This is a genomic window from Hymenobacter sp. YC55 (assembly GCF_029433095.1).
In the GTDB taxonomy this organism is placed as follows: domain Bacteria; phylum Bacteroidota; class Bacteroidia; order Cytophagales; family Hymenobacteraceae; genus Hymenobacter.
Window position 1 is genome coordinate 359,595 of the sequence record NZ_JARNTX010000002.1, and the last position, 14,812, is coordinate 374,406.

Consider the following 14,812-nt stretch of genomic DNA (forward strand, 5'->3'; position numbering starts at 1 on the left):
AACGACGAGGTAGCTACCACTCGTTCTACTATAGAGGAATCCTTCTTTGCTTATAAATGCGCTAACCAGACGCGAATAAACTGTAATTTTACTGAAACTTTTACGTCGTGCCGCCGGGCTGGTGGCTTCTGAAATTGATATGAAACGCACCTTTTTTTCCTCTTTACTGCTTTCGGGCATCCTACTAGTAAGTGCCTGCAACACAGACAAAACCACTGAAGTAGGCGCTGAAGGCATGAACGCTGCTGCCACTGATGCCAGCGAAGCCGCCGCCAACCCTACCGTCGATAATCCCAATGTGGTGTCGGATACGGAAGTGCCTAACCCGAATGCGCCGGTGATGACCTTCGCCCAAGCCGAGCACGACTTCGGTGACATCAAACCCGGCGACGTAGTAAAGCACACCTTCGAGTTTACTAACACCGGCAAGTCGCCGCTGCTTATCGAAAATGCTACTGCCTCTTGCGGTTGCACCACGCCTAACTGGACCAAGGAGCCTATTGCTCCCGGTTCAAAAGGCACTATAGAAGTGCAGTTCGACAGCCACGGCAAATCGGGCATCCAAAACAAAGAGGTAGCAGTACGGGCCAACACGGCCCCTAGCATCACTAAGGTTAGTATCAAAGCCAACATCCTCTCCGACGGTTCCCAAGGCCCGCTGGCGCAGTAAGTGAATCGATAAGTTGGTGAAATAAGTGAGTTTGATGTTCAGTTGGCGCCTTTGGCGTAGCTAGGGCATCAAACTCCTTGTTTCATTAGCTTCCATCTTCAAACCCCACCATCTCACCACTACACCCTATGCTGCTTACGCTTTTGTTACAAGCCCGCCCCGCCGGGGAGAGCTGGGCTTCTTTTCTGCCGCTGATTGGCATTGCCGTGGTCATGTATTTCTTCATGATCCGACCACAGCAGCGTAAAGCTGCCGAAGCCAAGAAGTTTCGCGAGTCTATTGCTAAGGGCTCCACTGTGGTTACTATTGGGGGCTTACACGGTAAAGTTGTTGACCTAAACGAAGACTCGGTGACCATTGAGGTTGACCGTGGTACGCGGCTTAAGTTCGACCGCTCAGCCATAGCTCGGGAAGTGAGGCCCGCAAAAGAAGTAGTAAAGGAGTAGTGAAGTAAAAGGCTAGAGTACAGAACAGACAATACGCCAAGACGAAAGTTGGTTTTGATTTCAGGTTCTTGCTCTTAGCTTTCCTTTGTCTCTTATTCAGGAAATGAAGTTCTACTATGCCGTTCATTCGCTCTGTCAGTTTACTGCGCTGGTTTGTCAGCCCGCTCCACAAAGAGCGCCGCAGTTACTGGCGGGTGGTGACGGCATGTTTCTTGGCCGCTAGTACCTTCTGGCTACTCAATGCCTTAGGCAAAACCTACACGACGCGCATCGTGTATCCGCTGGCTTGGCGCTACGACGCTACGCGCTACATTCCAGTACAGCCGCTGCCCACCGAAGTAGCCGTAAACGTGACCGGCAGAGGCTGGAAGCTGCTGCGTAAGGAGTTGATGCTGGACGTAAAGCCGGCCGAAATTTCGTTGCTACGGGGGTTGCCAGCTACGCGCTACGTAACGGGAGCCGCAGTGCGCCCCGCCTTGCAAGCTGCTATGGAAGGCTTGCAATTCAACTACTTGGTCAGCGACACGCTGTGGGTTAGCTTCGACCGGTTGGTGAGCCGGGAAATACCACTTACGCTTAGCCCGGCCGCCGATGGCTCGGCACTGCCCTACGCGGCGCGCTTCGAACCGAAAGCTATTGTGTTTCAGGGGCCAGCCAGCCAAGTGGAGGCGCTAGCCAATCCGTATCCGGTACACTTGCCACGTGCCCCCGCTAGCAGCACCAATGGCACATTGCGGGTGCCCATTGGAGGACCGGAATTAGTTAAAACCAGCGTGCCCGAGGTGCGGGTACGCTTGCAGGCGCGTCCATTGGTGAGTGTGCCCGTGCAGGTGGTGCCCGAACTGGCAGGCTTCCCGGCGGGCCGCGAGTATGAGCTACAACCGGCTACCGTGCGGGTGCAGCTGCAGTGCTTTGCCGAAGACACTGCCCGCCTCGATCGAAGCCAAGTGCATGTGCAGTTGCACTTCAGTTCATTCACCGGTCCCGATTCCAGCTTGCAGCCCTTGCTTACTGGCACCCCCGCCGTTACGCGGGGCAGTCGGGTCATTACCCGTGCCGTCCGGGTGAGCCTTAAATAAGTTTCTGGTTGCTTGGCTTATGGCGTACAAGCCAACCAATTAGAAACCACCATTCTTTCTTTTAACTACATGCTGCGCATAGGAATAACAGGTGGAATTGGGTCTGGAAAAAGCATCGTTTGCCGCTTATTCCAGGTATTGGGGGCACCTGTTTATGATTCGGATGCGCGGGCGAAGTGGCTCATGGGGCACGACACCCTGCTGCGCGACGAGCTAACGGCGGCCTTTGGACCCGCTACCTTCGATGCCACCGGGCAACTCGACCGGGTGTATCTGGCGCGGGTAGCCTTTGCCGACCCCGCTCAGCTGGCCCGCCTCAATGCGCTGGTTCATCCTGCCGTTGGGCGCGATTTTGAAGCCTGGTCGAATGCTCGCCAGGTAGAAGGCTACCGGTATCTGCTCAAAGAAGCCGCCTTGCTATACGAGTCGGGGGCTTACCAGCAACTTGACCAGATTATCACGGTTTTTGCGCCGCAGCCTGTACGCCAAGCCCGCGTGCTGCGCCGCGACCCGCACCGAACTCTCGATGATGTACTAGCTATCATCGGAAAGCAGATGAGCGAAGAAGAGAAAGTGCAGCGCGCCGAGCACGTCGTATACAACGACGACGAGCAACTCCTGATTCCGCAGGTACTCGCTCTACACGAGGCGTTTAGCAAGTAAGTTAGCTGTTGGGCTGCGCTACTTATTCTATCGTCACCGGATGATAGGGCTGCGCTCGAATGGCCTCTCCCGGTCGAATAGGTAGCGGTAAGTGACGTGCGTTTTGTAGATGCGGGCTCCAATAGAACGGGTTATGGCCAACATACGAGGGTTGAAGTCGCCAATCCAGTTCATTTCGATATCGGTGTAGCCGGCCCGCATAAATTCTGCGCGGGCGTGTACCATCAGGGCGCTTTCCACTCCTTTGCCCTGCCACTCCGGCACCACGCCGAAGATGACCCCAAACAGTTTTTTATCAGTACGTTGGTCGTAGCGGCGCTTTTCCCACAGAAAGCGAAGCTTACCCCATAGGTTGAAATTGCGGCCCACGTGCTTGAACACCTGATTCAGTTCGGGTAAGCTCACAAAAAAGGCAACAGGCTCCTCGTTGTGGTAAGCAAACCAAAGTAGGCGCTCATCTAGCACAGGCTTCATCTGCTTCACCAAATCGCGCGCTTTCTCCAACGACATAGCGGCTACGCCACTGTGGTTGGCCCACGCCAAGTTGTACACATGGTGAAAGTCACGCGCCAGTTTTTCGGGGTCGCGCTTGCTGGCGTGCCGGAATTGGAAGGTTGGATATTGCTGCGCGTAGCGCACCGCGGCATTGCTGAAACTCTGATGCAGCTGCATGGCCACCTCGCGGTAGCAGGTATATTGCTTGAAGTACACTTGGAAACCGTACGACTCGAACAGTTGCTGATAGTACGGCGGGTGATAGAACATGCCGTAGTTCGGCTCGGTGAAGCCTGACACCAGTAAGCCCCAAAACCGGTCCCGCTCTCCAAAGTTGATGGGGCCGTCCATGGCCTGCATCCCCCGACTAACGAGCCAGGTACGACAAGCATCAAACAAAACGTTGGCAGCAGCTTGGTCGTCAATACACTCGAAGAAGCCCATGCCGCCAGTGGGTAAGGTAGCATCGGTGTGAGCTGTAGCGGGGTTCACGAAAGCCGCCACTCGTCCGATGGTTTCGCCAGTGGTGTCGGTCAGTATCCAGCGGATAACGGCACCTTGCGCTAAATTGGGGTTGCGCTTGGCATCAAAAACGGCTTCAATCTCGTGGTCGAGAGGCGAAATCCAGTTGGGATGGGCTTGATAGATGCGGGTGGGCAGCGCCAGAAACTGACGGATCTGCGCCGGGGTCGTGACTTCGAGCAGAGGCATGAAAAGCAGCGGAAAAACAGGCGAGCAAAAAGCAAAGGCGCCCCAAAGATTACGGATAAGCAGCTTATCTGCCCTTCGATGATCAACAAATTCCAAGAAAGACGCCGTTAGCCAGCACTAGGCTAGTTAACGGCTGTCGTAAGCTGATGACGGAAGGCGTTGGGAACCAACACTATTGGCGGGTGGATTCATCTTCCAGTTAGGGGTTTGCGGTAACCGTTTGAAAACCGATAACACCTTGATACCACCAGCCCGGATAACGTAGACTTCTGCCCCAAGCGAATCGAGGTAGGACTGGGGGTGCCAACGGTAGCCAGCCAAGTAGTAGCGTGCCGTGTTGCCGGGCGTGTACCGCAGGCGCCGTCGCTGCTCTGGCTTTAGAATCAAGGAGTTGTTGTAGAGCGGGTAGTGCCAGAATGCATTGACGGTGAGGGTAGAGGCTGTGTCATGGGTGGCTACCCACTCCAACCCTTGGCGGTAAGCCAGACACCAGTAGTCACGTTCGAAAAGCTTTTCCGCAGTTGGGCCAGTCAGGAAGCTGAAGTACACATTAGCATGCGGGTGCATTTGCACCATGCGCACCGAGGTATGCACTGTTTCGAGGGTTGCTAGACCCAAGGCTGTGCGAGCAGCCAACTGGACGCTACTACGCTGCCAAGCCAGCCTGGCAAGCGTCATAAAGCCTTGCACAGCCCACAATAGCAGTGCCGGGTAGATATAGTAAAGATGCCGCCAACCTTCATACACCACAGTGTGCGTGCTGATAACAACCACTATCGGCGCGAGTAACCACAGGGCCAATAGCAAGTCGGTACGGCCTTCGAAGGTGCTTAGGCCGGAGGCAATACCTTGCTGCCAGAGGCGGCGCAACCAGCTTAGCAGTCCACCACTTGCCGCCAGCGAGTAGGGCAGTGGAATCGTGACGAGCATCCACACGGGTATATAGTGCCACGGCAAGTCCTTGGCAAGGACTTGCTCGCCTAAATAGAAGTTGGTAAAGCCCCAAGGGTAACGCACCGCGTGAGAGGCCACCGAAAGCAGTTCAGGTACGCTCCACGCCCACAGATAAGGCCACCCCGCTATGACACCTACGGCTACACTGCCCACATAAGTACCGGCTATTTTCCAAATGCTGGATATGGCAGCTGTTCGGGTGGCATTGAAGAGAGATTCTAAAAGCATACCTACTGCCGTGAACAGCAGCAATTGTACCCCATGAATGCGCACATCCACAACCAGTGCAGTAGCCAGCCCATGCAGCATGGCCCGGCTCACACTGGGCTGGGCCAGTAAGCGCAGCAGCGTAAACATAGCCAGCGCAAAAAACGACATATACACGATGTCCTTGCCATTGTAGAAAGCCTCGGCAAAAAATCGGGGTGAGAGCACCAGCAACACAGCTCCTAGCAATCCCCAGCGCCAGTCTTGAAATCGGTGCTTTCCTATCTGATACAGCGCCCAAACGCCAACCACAAAAACGCTGAAAACCAGCGCGTGACGCACCAAGTAATAAGAACGGGAGTCATGATCGGTGAGGAGGTAGCTTAGTACAATAGCTGAAATCTCGAAGACCGGGCCATGGTGCGCATCCGGGAAGTTTCGGATGTCGGGCGTGGTAGCGAAGGTGGGATTTTGCTGTATCTGCTCGGCCGGTAGCACCAAGCTAGCAATGTATTTGAGGTTGACTAGCCCGTTGAGGTGGTTGTTAGGCTCATCCCAAGACACGCCATAGTCGCGCACTAGCACAAGCCCCAAGGCAATCAACAACCCGAAAAATGCTCCCACAATAAGTCGAGAAGCTTTAGTTGAAACGGGCATCAGGAGTAGGGCACGCAGAAGGAAGAACAAACAAGTATTAGGTGAACCGCTTGCTAGGTGGCTGGAGTGTTTAGTAACCGAACAACAAGGTATTCAGCGCGGCCTTTACCTGCTTAAGCTGGCTTCAAATTCGCCTGTAAGGTATACTGAAGGCAACCTCTTATTTCGGAGGCACGCTACCGGAGCGCCGGAACACTGATAGAATTCGGATGCCTTCCGCTCGTATTGCGTAGACTTCAGGGCCTAAGCTGTCGGGGTAGGGCTGCGGGTGCCAGCGGTAATTAGCTATAAAGTAGCGCGCTGGTGGTAAAGGCGACCCTTTCGGTACTAAACGAAGCCGAGCTTGTTCAGTTGAAGGCAGCAGCAAGGTGTTGGCATATAGCATATCCTGCACGTCGCTGCTAACCGTAACTGGGGCCGCAGGGTCGTGGGCTAGCACCCATTCTAGCCCTTGCCGAAATGCCAGCCCCCAATAGTCGCGTTCAAACTGCTGTTCCACTACTGGTGCTGATAAATGATTGAAATATAAATGCTCGTAGGGATGTAGCTGCATCATGCGGACAGCAGTCCGGAGGGTTTCGAGACCGAATAAAGCCAGTAGTCCAGCACCCAGCCAACGTACGGTTGGCCGCTTCAAGGATTTTACTACTAGCAGTAGTCCTCGGACAGCTAGTAGTAGCAACGCCGGGTAAACAAAGTATAGGTGCCGCCAGCCATCGTAAAGCGTCGACTTCAAGACAATCACTGACACAACAGGACACAGTAGCCACCCGATTAGCAATAGATCAAGGCGCCCTGCGAACGTGCGCAGATGATGGCCTCGACTACCTAGTAGTTGCCACAAACTGCTTATTAGGCCTACGAAGGCAGCCAGTACATAGGGCAGCGGCGTAGTGATAAGCAACCACACTGGAATATAGTGCCACGGCAATTGCGTGGCTAGATGAAATTGACCTAGGTAGAGCGTAGTGAATGGCCAACTGTAATGGCTTAGGCTGCGGTAGGCCAGCGCGAAACGAGTAAGTGGAGCTTCCCACAAGTAAGGCCAACATCCAATTACACCAAGCGTCGCCACGAGCAAGTACACGGCTAAAATGCCTGAGTAGCGTCGCCGAGCTACAGAATCGGCAGAGCTCGGATACAAGGCCAGTACAACAAAGCCACCAACAGTGAAAAACACTAGGATAAGGGCTGGTAGGCGCATCGCAATAGCAAGGCCAGTAGCTGCACCATGTAGGATTGTCCTTCCAAAGGTGGGCTGTTGGAGTAGACACGCCAGCGTATACATAGCCAGGGTAAAGCAGGCCAGAAACACTATATCCTTGCCGTTGAAGAAAGCTTCGCCAAACATGCGCGGCGAAAGTACCAGCAGCGCCGCAGTCAGTATTCCAGCCACCTGACTGTTAAACCGTAGCCAACTCAGCCGGTACAACGCCCAGGTGCCCAGCACAAAAACTAAAAAGATAAGCAGATGGCGCAGCAAGTAATAGCGGGCTGGTTGCCCATGCGTGAAGAGTCGGCCCAAGCCTGCTACCGGCAGTTCGAATACTACCCCGTGGTCATTGTTGTTATGGCTAGCTAAAGACCTGATCCGCGCTACCGTAGAATCGTGCTGGCCGAAGGTAGGAAACAAGACTTCAGCTACATACTTCCCACTCACGGCGCCATTGTAGTGGTCGGTTGGTTCATCGATTGAAACGCCGTAGTCGCCAACTAAAAGGCAGCCCAATACAATCAGCGCTCCAAAGAAAATCCGTGTTAACCAAGATTGCCACGTGGAGCTCATGTATATAGTCGGAAGCGTGAAGTTTCAACGCGCAAGGTATATAGCTTCCACCTTGGAGTGGGTCTTCGTACCAAAAGGTGAACGACCCTGATAACCTGCTGTATGACTGCGTTTGCAGGGAAGAAACAAGAAAAACTCGTTCTTGACGAGCTAAGCAGGCTTAAAAACAAAAAAGGACAGCCGCATGCGGCTGTCCTTTGTAAATGTGGGAGATACTGGGTTCGAACCAGTGACCCTCTGCTTGTAAGGCAGATGCTCTGAACCAGCTGAGCTAATCTCCCAAAGGTAAGCGTACTATGAAAGTGGGAGATACTGGGTTCGAACCAGTGACCCTCTGCTTGTAAGGCAGATGCTCTGAACCAGCTGAGCTAATCTCCCAAGGGGCGTTTCCCGTTTGGGATTGCAAATATGCAGGACCATTTTCGATTACGCAACTCTTTGTGCGAACTTTGAGTCCAGAAATTCCTTTGCACAGCAGAGAAAAACGTCCAACTCTTTTAGAGTCAAGAAATAGTAAAGGATTGAAAAAACTGCGGCGATACATTTTTTATTTTCTGTTAACTCTGGCGTTGCTGCTTGGCGGGGCCGTAGCGGGCGTGTGGCTAGGGCAAGATCATATCATTGCGCTGTTTGTGCAAGAGGCGAACCGCTACCTGCGCACGCCCGTGCAAGTGGGGAAGATGGAGGTGTCGTTGCTCGATCAGTTTCCTCGGGTGTCTATTACGCTGCATGAGGTGCGCGTCAGTGGTTCGCTTACCCAGGACACGGTACCGCTAGCTCGGGCTCAGCGCCTGTACTGTGCCTTCGATGCTTGGGATCTGTGGCGAGGGCACTACCGGATTCGGGCCGTCACGCTCACCGATGGCCGCGTTTATGTCGGGCATGATGCGCAGGGACGTCCCAACTACGACGTGATTCGCTACGACACCACCGCAGCTCCATCCGATAAGCCGCTGGCTTTTGGGTTGGAGAATGTGCACTTAGAGCGTATCCATACTACGTATGACGACCAACTGCGGCAGCAGCGTTACACGGTGCGCGTTGAAAATATGCAAGCCGAGCTAGACGTGAACGACATGCTGGTGGACGTAACGGCGCAGGGTGACACCCATGTAGAAGCCCTGCAGCTAGGCTCGGATGCGTATTTCCGCGATAAAGCGTTACGGGTTACTACCCGCTTGCGGGTCGACCGGGCGGCGCGGCTTGTTACCATCCAGCCCTCGGAGCTGAAAATAGGTCGCGCTGCGTACGGAGTGGCGGGCCGCGTAAGCTACCAACAGGCCACTGATTTGGACGTGCAGCTCGATGGGCGCAACACGGATGTGCAGTCGGTGTTGGCGCTGCTGCCGCCCCGAATAGCCAACCGCCTAAGTGCCTACCGCAGCCGGGGCGACGTATATTTTGGGGGAACGGTACGTGGCACGCTGGCCGGCAAAGACAATCCACGCCTCGATTTCCGGTTTGGCTGCCGCGATGCATCGTTTTACCACCCCGAGTACAAGCAAGCCGTGGAGCATGTGTTCCTGACGGGTACTTTCAGCAACGGCATGTCACGGTCGGCGCGTACTTCGGAGCTAGACTTGCGTGGTGTGCGCGGCACCTTGCAGGGGCGGCCGTTCAATGGCAGTTTGCGCTACAGTGATTTCCAGGACCCGCGGGTGGTCCTGGACCTGAGTGCCGATTTGGATGTGGCGCGGGTTCTGCAGTTTTATCCGGTAGCGGCCGTACGAAGCGGCAGCGGTACGGCGCAACTAAAGGTGTCGTTTGCGGGCAGTATGCGCGAGTTCAAAGCCAATCCGGCTACGGCAGCCGTTCAGTCGGCGGGGGAGCTTACGCTGCGCGGGGTGCAACTGCGCCTGCGCGATTTCACGCAGCCATTTACGGGCCTGAGCGGGGTTTTCCTGCTGCGCCGCAACGATGTAGCAATCAACAGCTTCACTGGGCGCGTGGGAGCATCGGATTTTCAGATGAGTGGTGTGTTTAAAAATGGCCTTGGCTGGCTGCTGCTGCCGCGGCAGCGGTTGCTGGTAGAAGCTGATCTGAAATCCAAGCAACTGAATTTCGATCAGCTGCTGAGCTTGCGCTCTTCAGCCGGTAAAGCTGCTGCAGCAGCTTCAGCCAAGAATGGCTACGGGTTTCGGTTCCCTGCTAATCTCGCGCTCGATGTGAACATGTATGCGCAACGAACTCGGTTTCGGCGCTTTCGGGGGCAGGATTTGCAGGGTGCTATTCGACTGCAAAACCAAGTGCTGAGTGCGCCTTCTCTGTCAGTGGCGGCAGCTGGCGGCCGAGCTAGCTTCCGCGGGACGCTCGATGCCCGCAACCCCGACTTGCTGCGCCTGAGTTCAAGCACCAGTTGTCAGCAGCTGCCTCTCGATAGTTTGTTTTATGTGTTCGAAGACTTTGGGCAGCAGTTTATTACGGCGCGTCACCTGCGGGGTACGCTCACTGCCTCCGCCGAATCGGATATGTACTTCAGCAGCAACCTAGACCCACTCACCGACAAGCTGCAAGCCGAAGTGAAAGTGACCGTGCGCAACGGAGAACTTAACAATTTCATGCCGCTGCAAAAGCTGTCGATGATTGCCGGGCGCGAACGGCTGCGGCACCTGCGCTTTGCCCAACTGACGACTCCCGTCTACATCCAAAGCCGAACGGTGTATTTGCCGGAAATGGAAATTCGCTCCAACGTGAAAGCCGCTTCGTTGGTGCGGGTTACGGGCACTCACACCTTCGATCAGCAGATGGACTACCACCTGAGTATTCCTATTTTGCCGGGCTTGCTGTCGAAGGTGGTGCCAAATGGAAGCACCGCGGGCCCGAGCTTGCTTTTGGCCATTCAGGGCGACGAAAACAACTTCCGCGTAACCTACGACCGGGCGCGGGCCCAGGCAGGGCGTACCCCGGCCAGCAGTCCGGCAGCTGCGCGCAAGCCTGGCTTGCTTGATGGGTTGTTGAAGCCCACCGCTACCAAGCCGGCTGCAACAGCCGCGCCTGCGCCGCCCACGGAGCCGCGTAAGCCGTTCGAGTTGAAAAAGCCCGAAAAGAAGAAGCCAGCCCAACCGCAAACCGGCGAGTATTTCGAGTTCTAACCTCGGCTAGCGAAGGGAGAATACAGTCTTGCAAAACAAGCACGAGTACTGGTTAGCTGAAGCCCAACAGATTAGAAGGCATGTGAAGCCGGTAAGTAGGCCGAGGGTATGAACGAGCCCGCTGTGGCTGTGCGTTTTCAAGTAGTTAAGAAGGATGAGCGTGTACTAGCAGCAAGAGGTAGTGAGTGCTACTACCTGAATGCAGAGCGCTAAAATCAACCTAATCAGAGCGGGTGCGTTAAGGACACAAATTATATGTCCACCCTTTCCTTCTTAAACACCATGGATGACAACCAACTCCTGCAGAACTATTCCGACCAAGAAAAAGCGGCCTATCTGAGTGTTATTGCCAGCCTAGCTTCTGCTGACCGCGAGGCTTCCGCCGCCGAAATCGAGTTTCTGCAACAGCTAGCACACCAAGCGGGTCTTTCGGGCGGTGCCACGCAGCAAGTGTTGGCAGCAGCCAAAGACTCTACCAATCAAAGCGTACAAGCCAACTTAGATGCCCTGAGAGGCAGTGAGTTGCGCTTCTCTCTGATAACGGACCTGATTAGTTTTGCTCGCGCCGATGGGGCGTATGCCAACGATGAGGAAGCTATGGTAAATAAAATTGCCAGCTACCTCGGCGTTAATCAGCAGCAAACCCAAGCTCTGGAGCAAGTGGTCGACCAAGCGGCCAGCGTACCGCACGATGCCAACGACCCGGCCAAGCAAGGCTTCCTGAGCGGCATTACCGATAAACTTTCCAATGTAGGCATTCCCAAAGGTGCCCTGATGGCGGGCCTGCTTGGCGTTGCCGCTCCCATGGTCCTTTCGCGGGTGATGGGCGGCCGTGGTGGTGCTATGGGCGGTGGCATGCTCGGCGGCAGCGGCTCGATGGGTGGCTTGCTCAGTGGTGCTATGGGTAGCGCCATGGGCGGCAGCTCGATGGGTGGCATGCTCGGTGGCTTGTTGGGCGGTGGCTTGCTGAGTGGGGTACTCGGTGGAGGCGGTGCCCAAAGCTCGTATGGCAATATACCGCAGCAAGGCTCGCACGTAGGCAGCGGTGGTCTTGGTTCCCTGATGTCTATTCTTGGGGGCCTTGGCGGCCAGCCAAACTCTGCTCCGCGTAGTGCTGGCGGCGGAGGGCTCGGCAGCTTGCTTGGCGGCGGTGGCGGTATGGGCAGCCTACTTGGCGGCCTACTCGGTGGCCGCTAATAACGCTTAGCAATTCAATTCAACACCAAAACGCCGGCTGTTCCTGATGGAGCAGCCGGCTTTTTGGTGGTCTGGAAGCTTGCGTAGTAAGTGCGCCTGCCGTTTTATGAATTGGCATTTCTTACGACGAGAGTATGTGCTCTGCCGTGAGGGAGACCATCTAGCTGGATAGAGTAGGAGTGGCTGGATTGAGACTATCCGCTGGGTTAGTTAACTGCACGATGGTGGTGCCTGCGTTGGCAAACTGCCCGCCGTGCTGCTCTACTACCTCAATTAGACTGTAGTTAAGCGCTTCTTTCACGTCGAGGTATTCAATGTAGCTATCCGTGTGCACGAAGTACTGTACGGTCACTTCCCGGGCGGTAGGTGTGAGGGCGGCGAACTTCACTTCGGCCGGGTCCTCCACTAACGGGTGAGCTTCGATAACAGCACGGGCGCTTTCCACAATGGCTCGGAGCTGCTCGCTGGTTGTGCTCTGGCTCAGATTCAGCGTGAAGCTTACGCGCCGGGCGGTGCGCAACGAGAGGTTGTCGAGCGGTTTGTCGATCATGCTCTTGTTGGGTACGGTTACGTAGCTTTTCTCGGCCGTGCGCAACCGGGTACTGCGGAAGCCTACTTTCTCTACGGTGCCCGTGATGCCCCCAACCGTCACCAACTCGCCCACTGCAAACGGCCGGTCGAGGAAGATGGTGAACGAGGCAATCAGGTTCTCTAAGCTTTCTTTGGCAGCAAAGGCCACGGCTAGGCCCCCGATACCCAAGCCCCCAATCAGGGCCGTCACGTTCACGCCGAACACCCGGCTTAGCATCACCAAGAACGTGAAGGTGATAACCAGCACTTTCAACAAGTCTTTGGCGAAAGGAATTAGCTGGTTGTTGAGGTGCGACGGGGTAGCTTCGGCACGGCGCTGAAACACCATAACGGCAAAGTCGATGACTCTGAGCATAATCCAGCCGATACCCGAAAAAACGGCCAATTGAAACAGGCGGAAGAAGAACACCTTCACGGCCGGTTCGTTGTGCGTTATTTCGTTGCTACGCACTGGATAATCAAGCACCTGGAACGCAAAGTAGGTGGTCACCAAAAAGATAACTACCGATAAGGGTTGAATAAGCAGTGCCTGAAAGTGGTGCTCAGCTACGCCCTCGGTTTTGGTGCGGATGAAGCGAAACAACAGCCTCGACAGTAGCCTCGACAGCAAGGTTTTGAAAGCGAAGCCAAACAACAGAATACCTACGCACCACAAATAAGACCGTACATCGTTGCCAAGGAAACGATAGTCCAGAAATTCGTGCAAAGTCATCTTAAAGTAGTTGATGAATAACAAATAGTAGTACAAAACGAATAGGCTAACAGTTGAATTTCCTTAATTATCAAGCTGCTGCCCGTTACCAAAATCGTACCACTTGCATTAAAGCTATACAAGCTGCCGCAAAGCCATTTCAAAGGACTTCTGCGCCAAACCCGTCGTAGCATCGCCTTGCTGACGAGTACGGGCCAAGGCTTGGCGGATTACGCGGGAAGTGTCGCCGAAAATAGCCTGGTCGGTAATTTCGGCGTTGGTTTCCATCAAGTAAGCAAACACGCGGGCCATGCCGCAGTTGGCAATGAAGTCGGGAATGACGGAGGTGTGCTGGTCGGCAAACTCACCAGTCGGACCGAAGAATATTTCCGAATCCTGAAATGGCACGTTGGCTCCGCACGAAATAACTTCCAGTCCGCCCGCAATCAGCTGCTCTACCTGCGCCCGCGAAACCAGTCGGGACGAGGCGGCCGGAATAAAAATTTCCGCTCCGGACTGCCAGATCTGCTGATTGATTTGCTCGAACGATAAGAGGTTATCGGCCGTGAGGGCATTGCCGATGCGGTTAAGAAACAATGCCCGGATTTCTTCTAGTGTGAAGCCTTCGGGCCGCAACAGGCCACCGGCCCGGTCGATGATGCCAGTAATACGCACGCCTTGGCTGGCAAGGTAGTAAGCCGCGGCAGCGCCCACGTTGCCCCAGCCTTGCACAATGGCGCGCTTACCGACCACCGACCGGCTACCCCAAAGCTCGTAGTAGTGCCGTACGGCTTCGGCTACGCCGTAGCCCGTAATCAGGTCGGCCACGGTGTACTTGCGGCGCAGGTCAGGCGTGAAGCTGGCGTCTTCTAGCACTTTCACCACGCCTTGGCGCAGTTGGCCTAGCTTCTGAATCTTTTGGGGCTCGGTGGCGCGGTAGTGCCCGTTCACGATGCCTTCCTGCGGGTGCCAGAGGCCGTAGTCTTCGGTGATGGGAATTACGTCGTGAATTTCGTCTACGTTCAGGTCGCCGCCGGTGCCATAGTACGCCTTGAGTAGAGGAATAACGGCGCGGTACCACCGCTCCAGTACGCCCCGTTTGCGCGGGTCCTGCGGGTCGAAGTTGATTCCCGATTTAGCGCCGCCAATGGCCGGTCCAGATACCGTGAACTTCACTTCCATCGTTTTGGCCAGGCTTTCTACTTCACGCTTGTCAAGGCCTTTGCGCATGCGGGTGCCGCCGCCAGCCGCGCCACCTCGTAACGAATTGATTACCACCCAGCCTTCTGCTTCGGTTTCGGCATCCTTCCACTCAAAAACGATTTCCGGACGCTTATTTTCGAATTTAGCTAGTAGGTCTTTCATGTAAAAAATTTTGGGGTGGGGTAGGAAAAAGTATGTTTCAGTGGAACAAAGGTACGTAGCTCACGTAGAGCCTCCGGTCTCGGAGCCTCTAATGCACTTATTTTGGAACCTCGCGCGTTAGACTAAAGAGGTGCCCAAATTTTTTGTGGGGGATTTTCATTCACAGGAACTCTTTCCATCAGAAATATCGTATTAGTTATATTCCTGA

At 54.9% G+C, this 14,812-nt stretch carries 11 protein-coding genes and 2 tRNA genes; 6 read left to right on the forward strand and 7 right to left on the reverse strand.

Features of this window, described 5'->3' with window-relative positions; all coding sequences use genetic code 11:
* The first annotated feature begins 139 nt into the window (after window positions 1-139).
* From P1X16_RS14815 to coaE, 4 genes are all read left to right on the forward strand, one after another.
* Complete coding sequence (locus tag P1X16_RS14815) at window positions 140-670, forward strand: DUF1573 domain-containing protein (RefSeq protein WP_277230444.1); 531 nt, start codon at window positions 140-142, stop codon at window positions 668-670.
* Between the two features lie 128 nt (window positions 671-798).
* Window positions 799-1,116 carry a preprotein translocase subunit YajC gene (gene yajC, locus P1X16_RS14820; RefSeq protein ID WP_277230447.1) on the forward strand — a complete coding sequence of 106 codons (318 nt, stop codon included), beginning with the start codon at window positions 799-801 and terminating at the stop codon, window positions 1,114-1,116.
* A 116-nt stretch (window positions 1,117-1,232) separates the two neighbouring features.
* Window positions 1,233-2,195, forward strand: coding sequence for a hypothetical protein (locus P1X16_RS14825; RefSeq protein WP_277230450.1), 963 nt, complete (start codon window positions 1,233-1,235; stop codon window positions 2,193-2,195).
* Window positions 2,196-2,207: 12 nt separating this feature from the next.
* A complete protein-coding gene (gene coaE, locus P1X16_RS14830) occupies window positions 2,208-2,858 on the forward strand; it encodes a dephospho-CoA kinase (protein WP_346771251.1) in 651 nt (216 codons plus the stop codon).
* A gap of 33 nt (window positions 2,859-2,891) precedes the next feature.
* Here the strand turns inward: coaE and P1X16_RS14835 are convergent, their stop codons facing one another.
* The 5 genes from P1X16_RS14835 to P1X16_RS14855 form a co-directional block, all read right to left on the reverse strand.
* A complete protein-coding gene (locus P1X16_RS14835) occupies window positions 2,892-4,064 on the reverse strand; it encodes a hypothetical protein (RefSeq protein WP_277230453.1) in 1,173 nt (390 codons plus the stop codon).
* Between the two features lie 126 nt (window positions 4,065-4,190).
* Entirely contained in the window at window positions 4,191-5,912 is a 1,722-nt protein-coding gene (locus P1X16_RS14840) for a hypothetical protein (protein ID WP_277230456.1), read from the reverse strand.
* Window positions 5,913-6,042: 130 nt separating this feature from the next.
* Window positions 6,043-7,668: a glycosyltransferase family 39 protein gene (locus P1X16_RS14845; RefSeq protein WP_277230459.1), complete on the reverse strand. Its 1,626-nt coding sequence runs from the start codon at window positions 7,666-7,668 to the stop codon at window positions 6,043-6,045.
* 206 nt (window positions 7,669-7,874) lie between these two features.
* Window positions 7,875-7,949, reverse strand: a tRNA-Val gene (locus P1X16_RS14850).
* Window positions 7,950-7,971: 22 nt separating this feature from the next.
* Window positions 7,972-8,046, reverse strand: a tRNA-Val gene (locus P1X16_RS14855).
* A gap of 143 nt (window positions 8,047-8,189) precedes the next feature.
* On the opposite strand from P1X16_RS14855, the gene P1X16_RS14860 reads away from it, so the two are divergent.
* The gene (locus P1X16_RS14860; RefSeq protein WP_277230462.1) at window positions 8,190-10,760 is read left to right on the forward strand and encodes an AsmA-like C-terminal region-containing protein; all 2,571 of its coding nucleotides are present in this window, start codon (window positions 8,190-8,192) and stop codon (window positions 10,758-10,760) included.
* A 255-nt stretch (window positions 10,761-11,015) separates the two neighbouring features.
* Window positions 11,016-11,957 carry a TerB family tellurite resistance protein gene (locus P1X16_RS14865; protein WP_277230465.1) on the forward strand — a complete coding sequence of 314 codons (942 nt, stop codon included), beginning with the start codon at window positions 11,016-11,018 and terminating at the stop codon, window positions 11,955-11,957.
* Window positions 11,958-12,117: 160 nt separating this feature from the next.
* On the opposite strand, the gene P1X16_RS14870 is transcribed toward P1X16_RS14865, so the two are convergent.
* Window positions 12,118-13,260, reverse strand: a complete 1,143-nt coding sequence (locus tag P1X16_RS14870) for a mechanosensitive ion channel family protein (protein ID WP_277230468.1) — start codon at window positions 13,258-13,260, stop codon at window positions 12,118-12,120.
* 114 nt (window positions 13,261-13,374) lie between these two features.
* A complete protein-coding gene (locus P1X16_RS14875) occupies window positions 13,375-14,604 on the reverse strand; it encodes a Glu/Leu/Phe/Val dehydrogenase dimerization domain-containing protein (RefSeq protein WP_277230471.1) in 1,230 nt (409 codons plus the stop codon).
* Window positions 14,605-14,812: the final 208 nt, after the last annotated feature.

Excerpts from the sequence above, each read along its gene's own strand:
- P1X16_RS14865 (WP_277230465.1), top strand. The coding sequence starts at position 11,016 with ATGTCCACCCTTTCCTTCTTAAACACCATGGATGACAACCAACTCCTG.
- P1X16_RS14870 (WP_277230468.1), bottom strand. The coding sequence starts at position 13,260 with ATGACTTTGCACGAATTTCTGGACTATCGTTTCCTTGGCAACGATGTA.
- yajC (WP_277230447.1), top strand. The coding sequence starts at position 799 with ATGCTGCTTACGCTTTTGTTACAAGCCCGCCCCGCCGGGGAGAGCTGG.
- P1X16_RS14845 (WP_277230459.1), bottom strand. The coding sequence starts at position 7,668 with ATGAGCTCCACGTGGCAATCTTGGTTAACACGGATTTTCTTTGGAGCG.
- P1X16_RS14825 (WP_277230450.1), top strand. The coding sequence starts at position 1,233 with ATGCCGTTCATTCGCTCTGTCAGTTTACTGCGCTGGTTTGTCAGCCCG.
- P1X16_RS14835 (WP_277230453.1), bottom strand. The coding sequence starts at position 4,064 with ATGCCTCTGCTCGAAGTCACGACCCCGGCGCAGATCCGTCAGTTTCTG.
- P1X16_RS14875 (WP_277230471.1), bottom strand. The coding sequence starts at position 14,604 with ATGAAAGACCTACTAGCTAAATTCGAAAATAAGCGTCCGGAAATCGTT.
- P1X16_RS14815 (WP_277230444.1), top strand. The coding sequence starts at position 140 with ATGAAACGCACCTTTTTTTCCTCTTTACTGCTTTCGGGCATCCTACTA.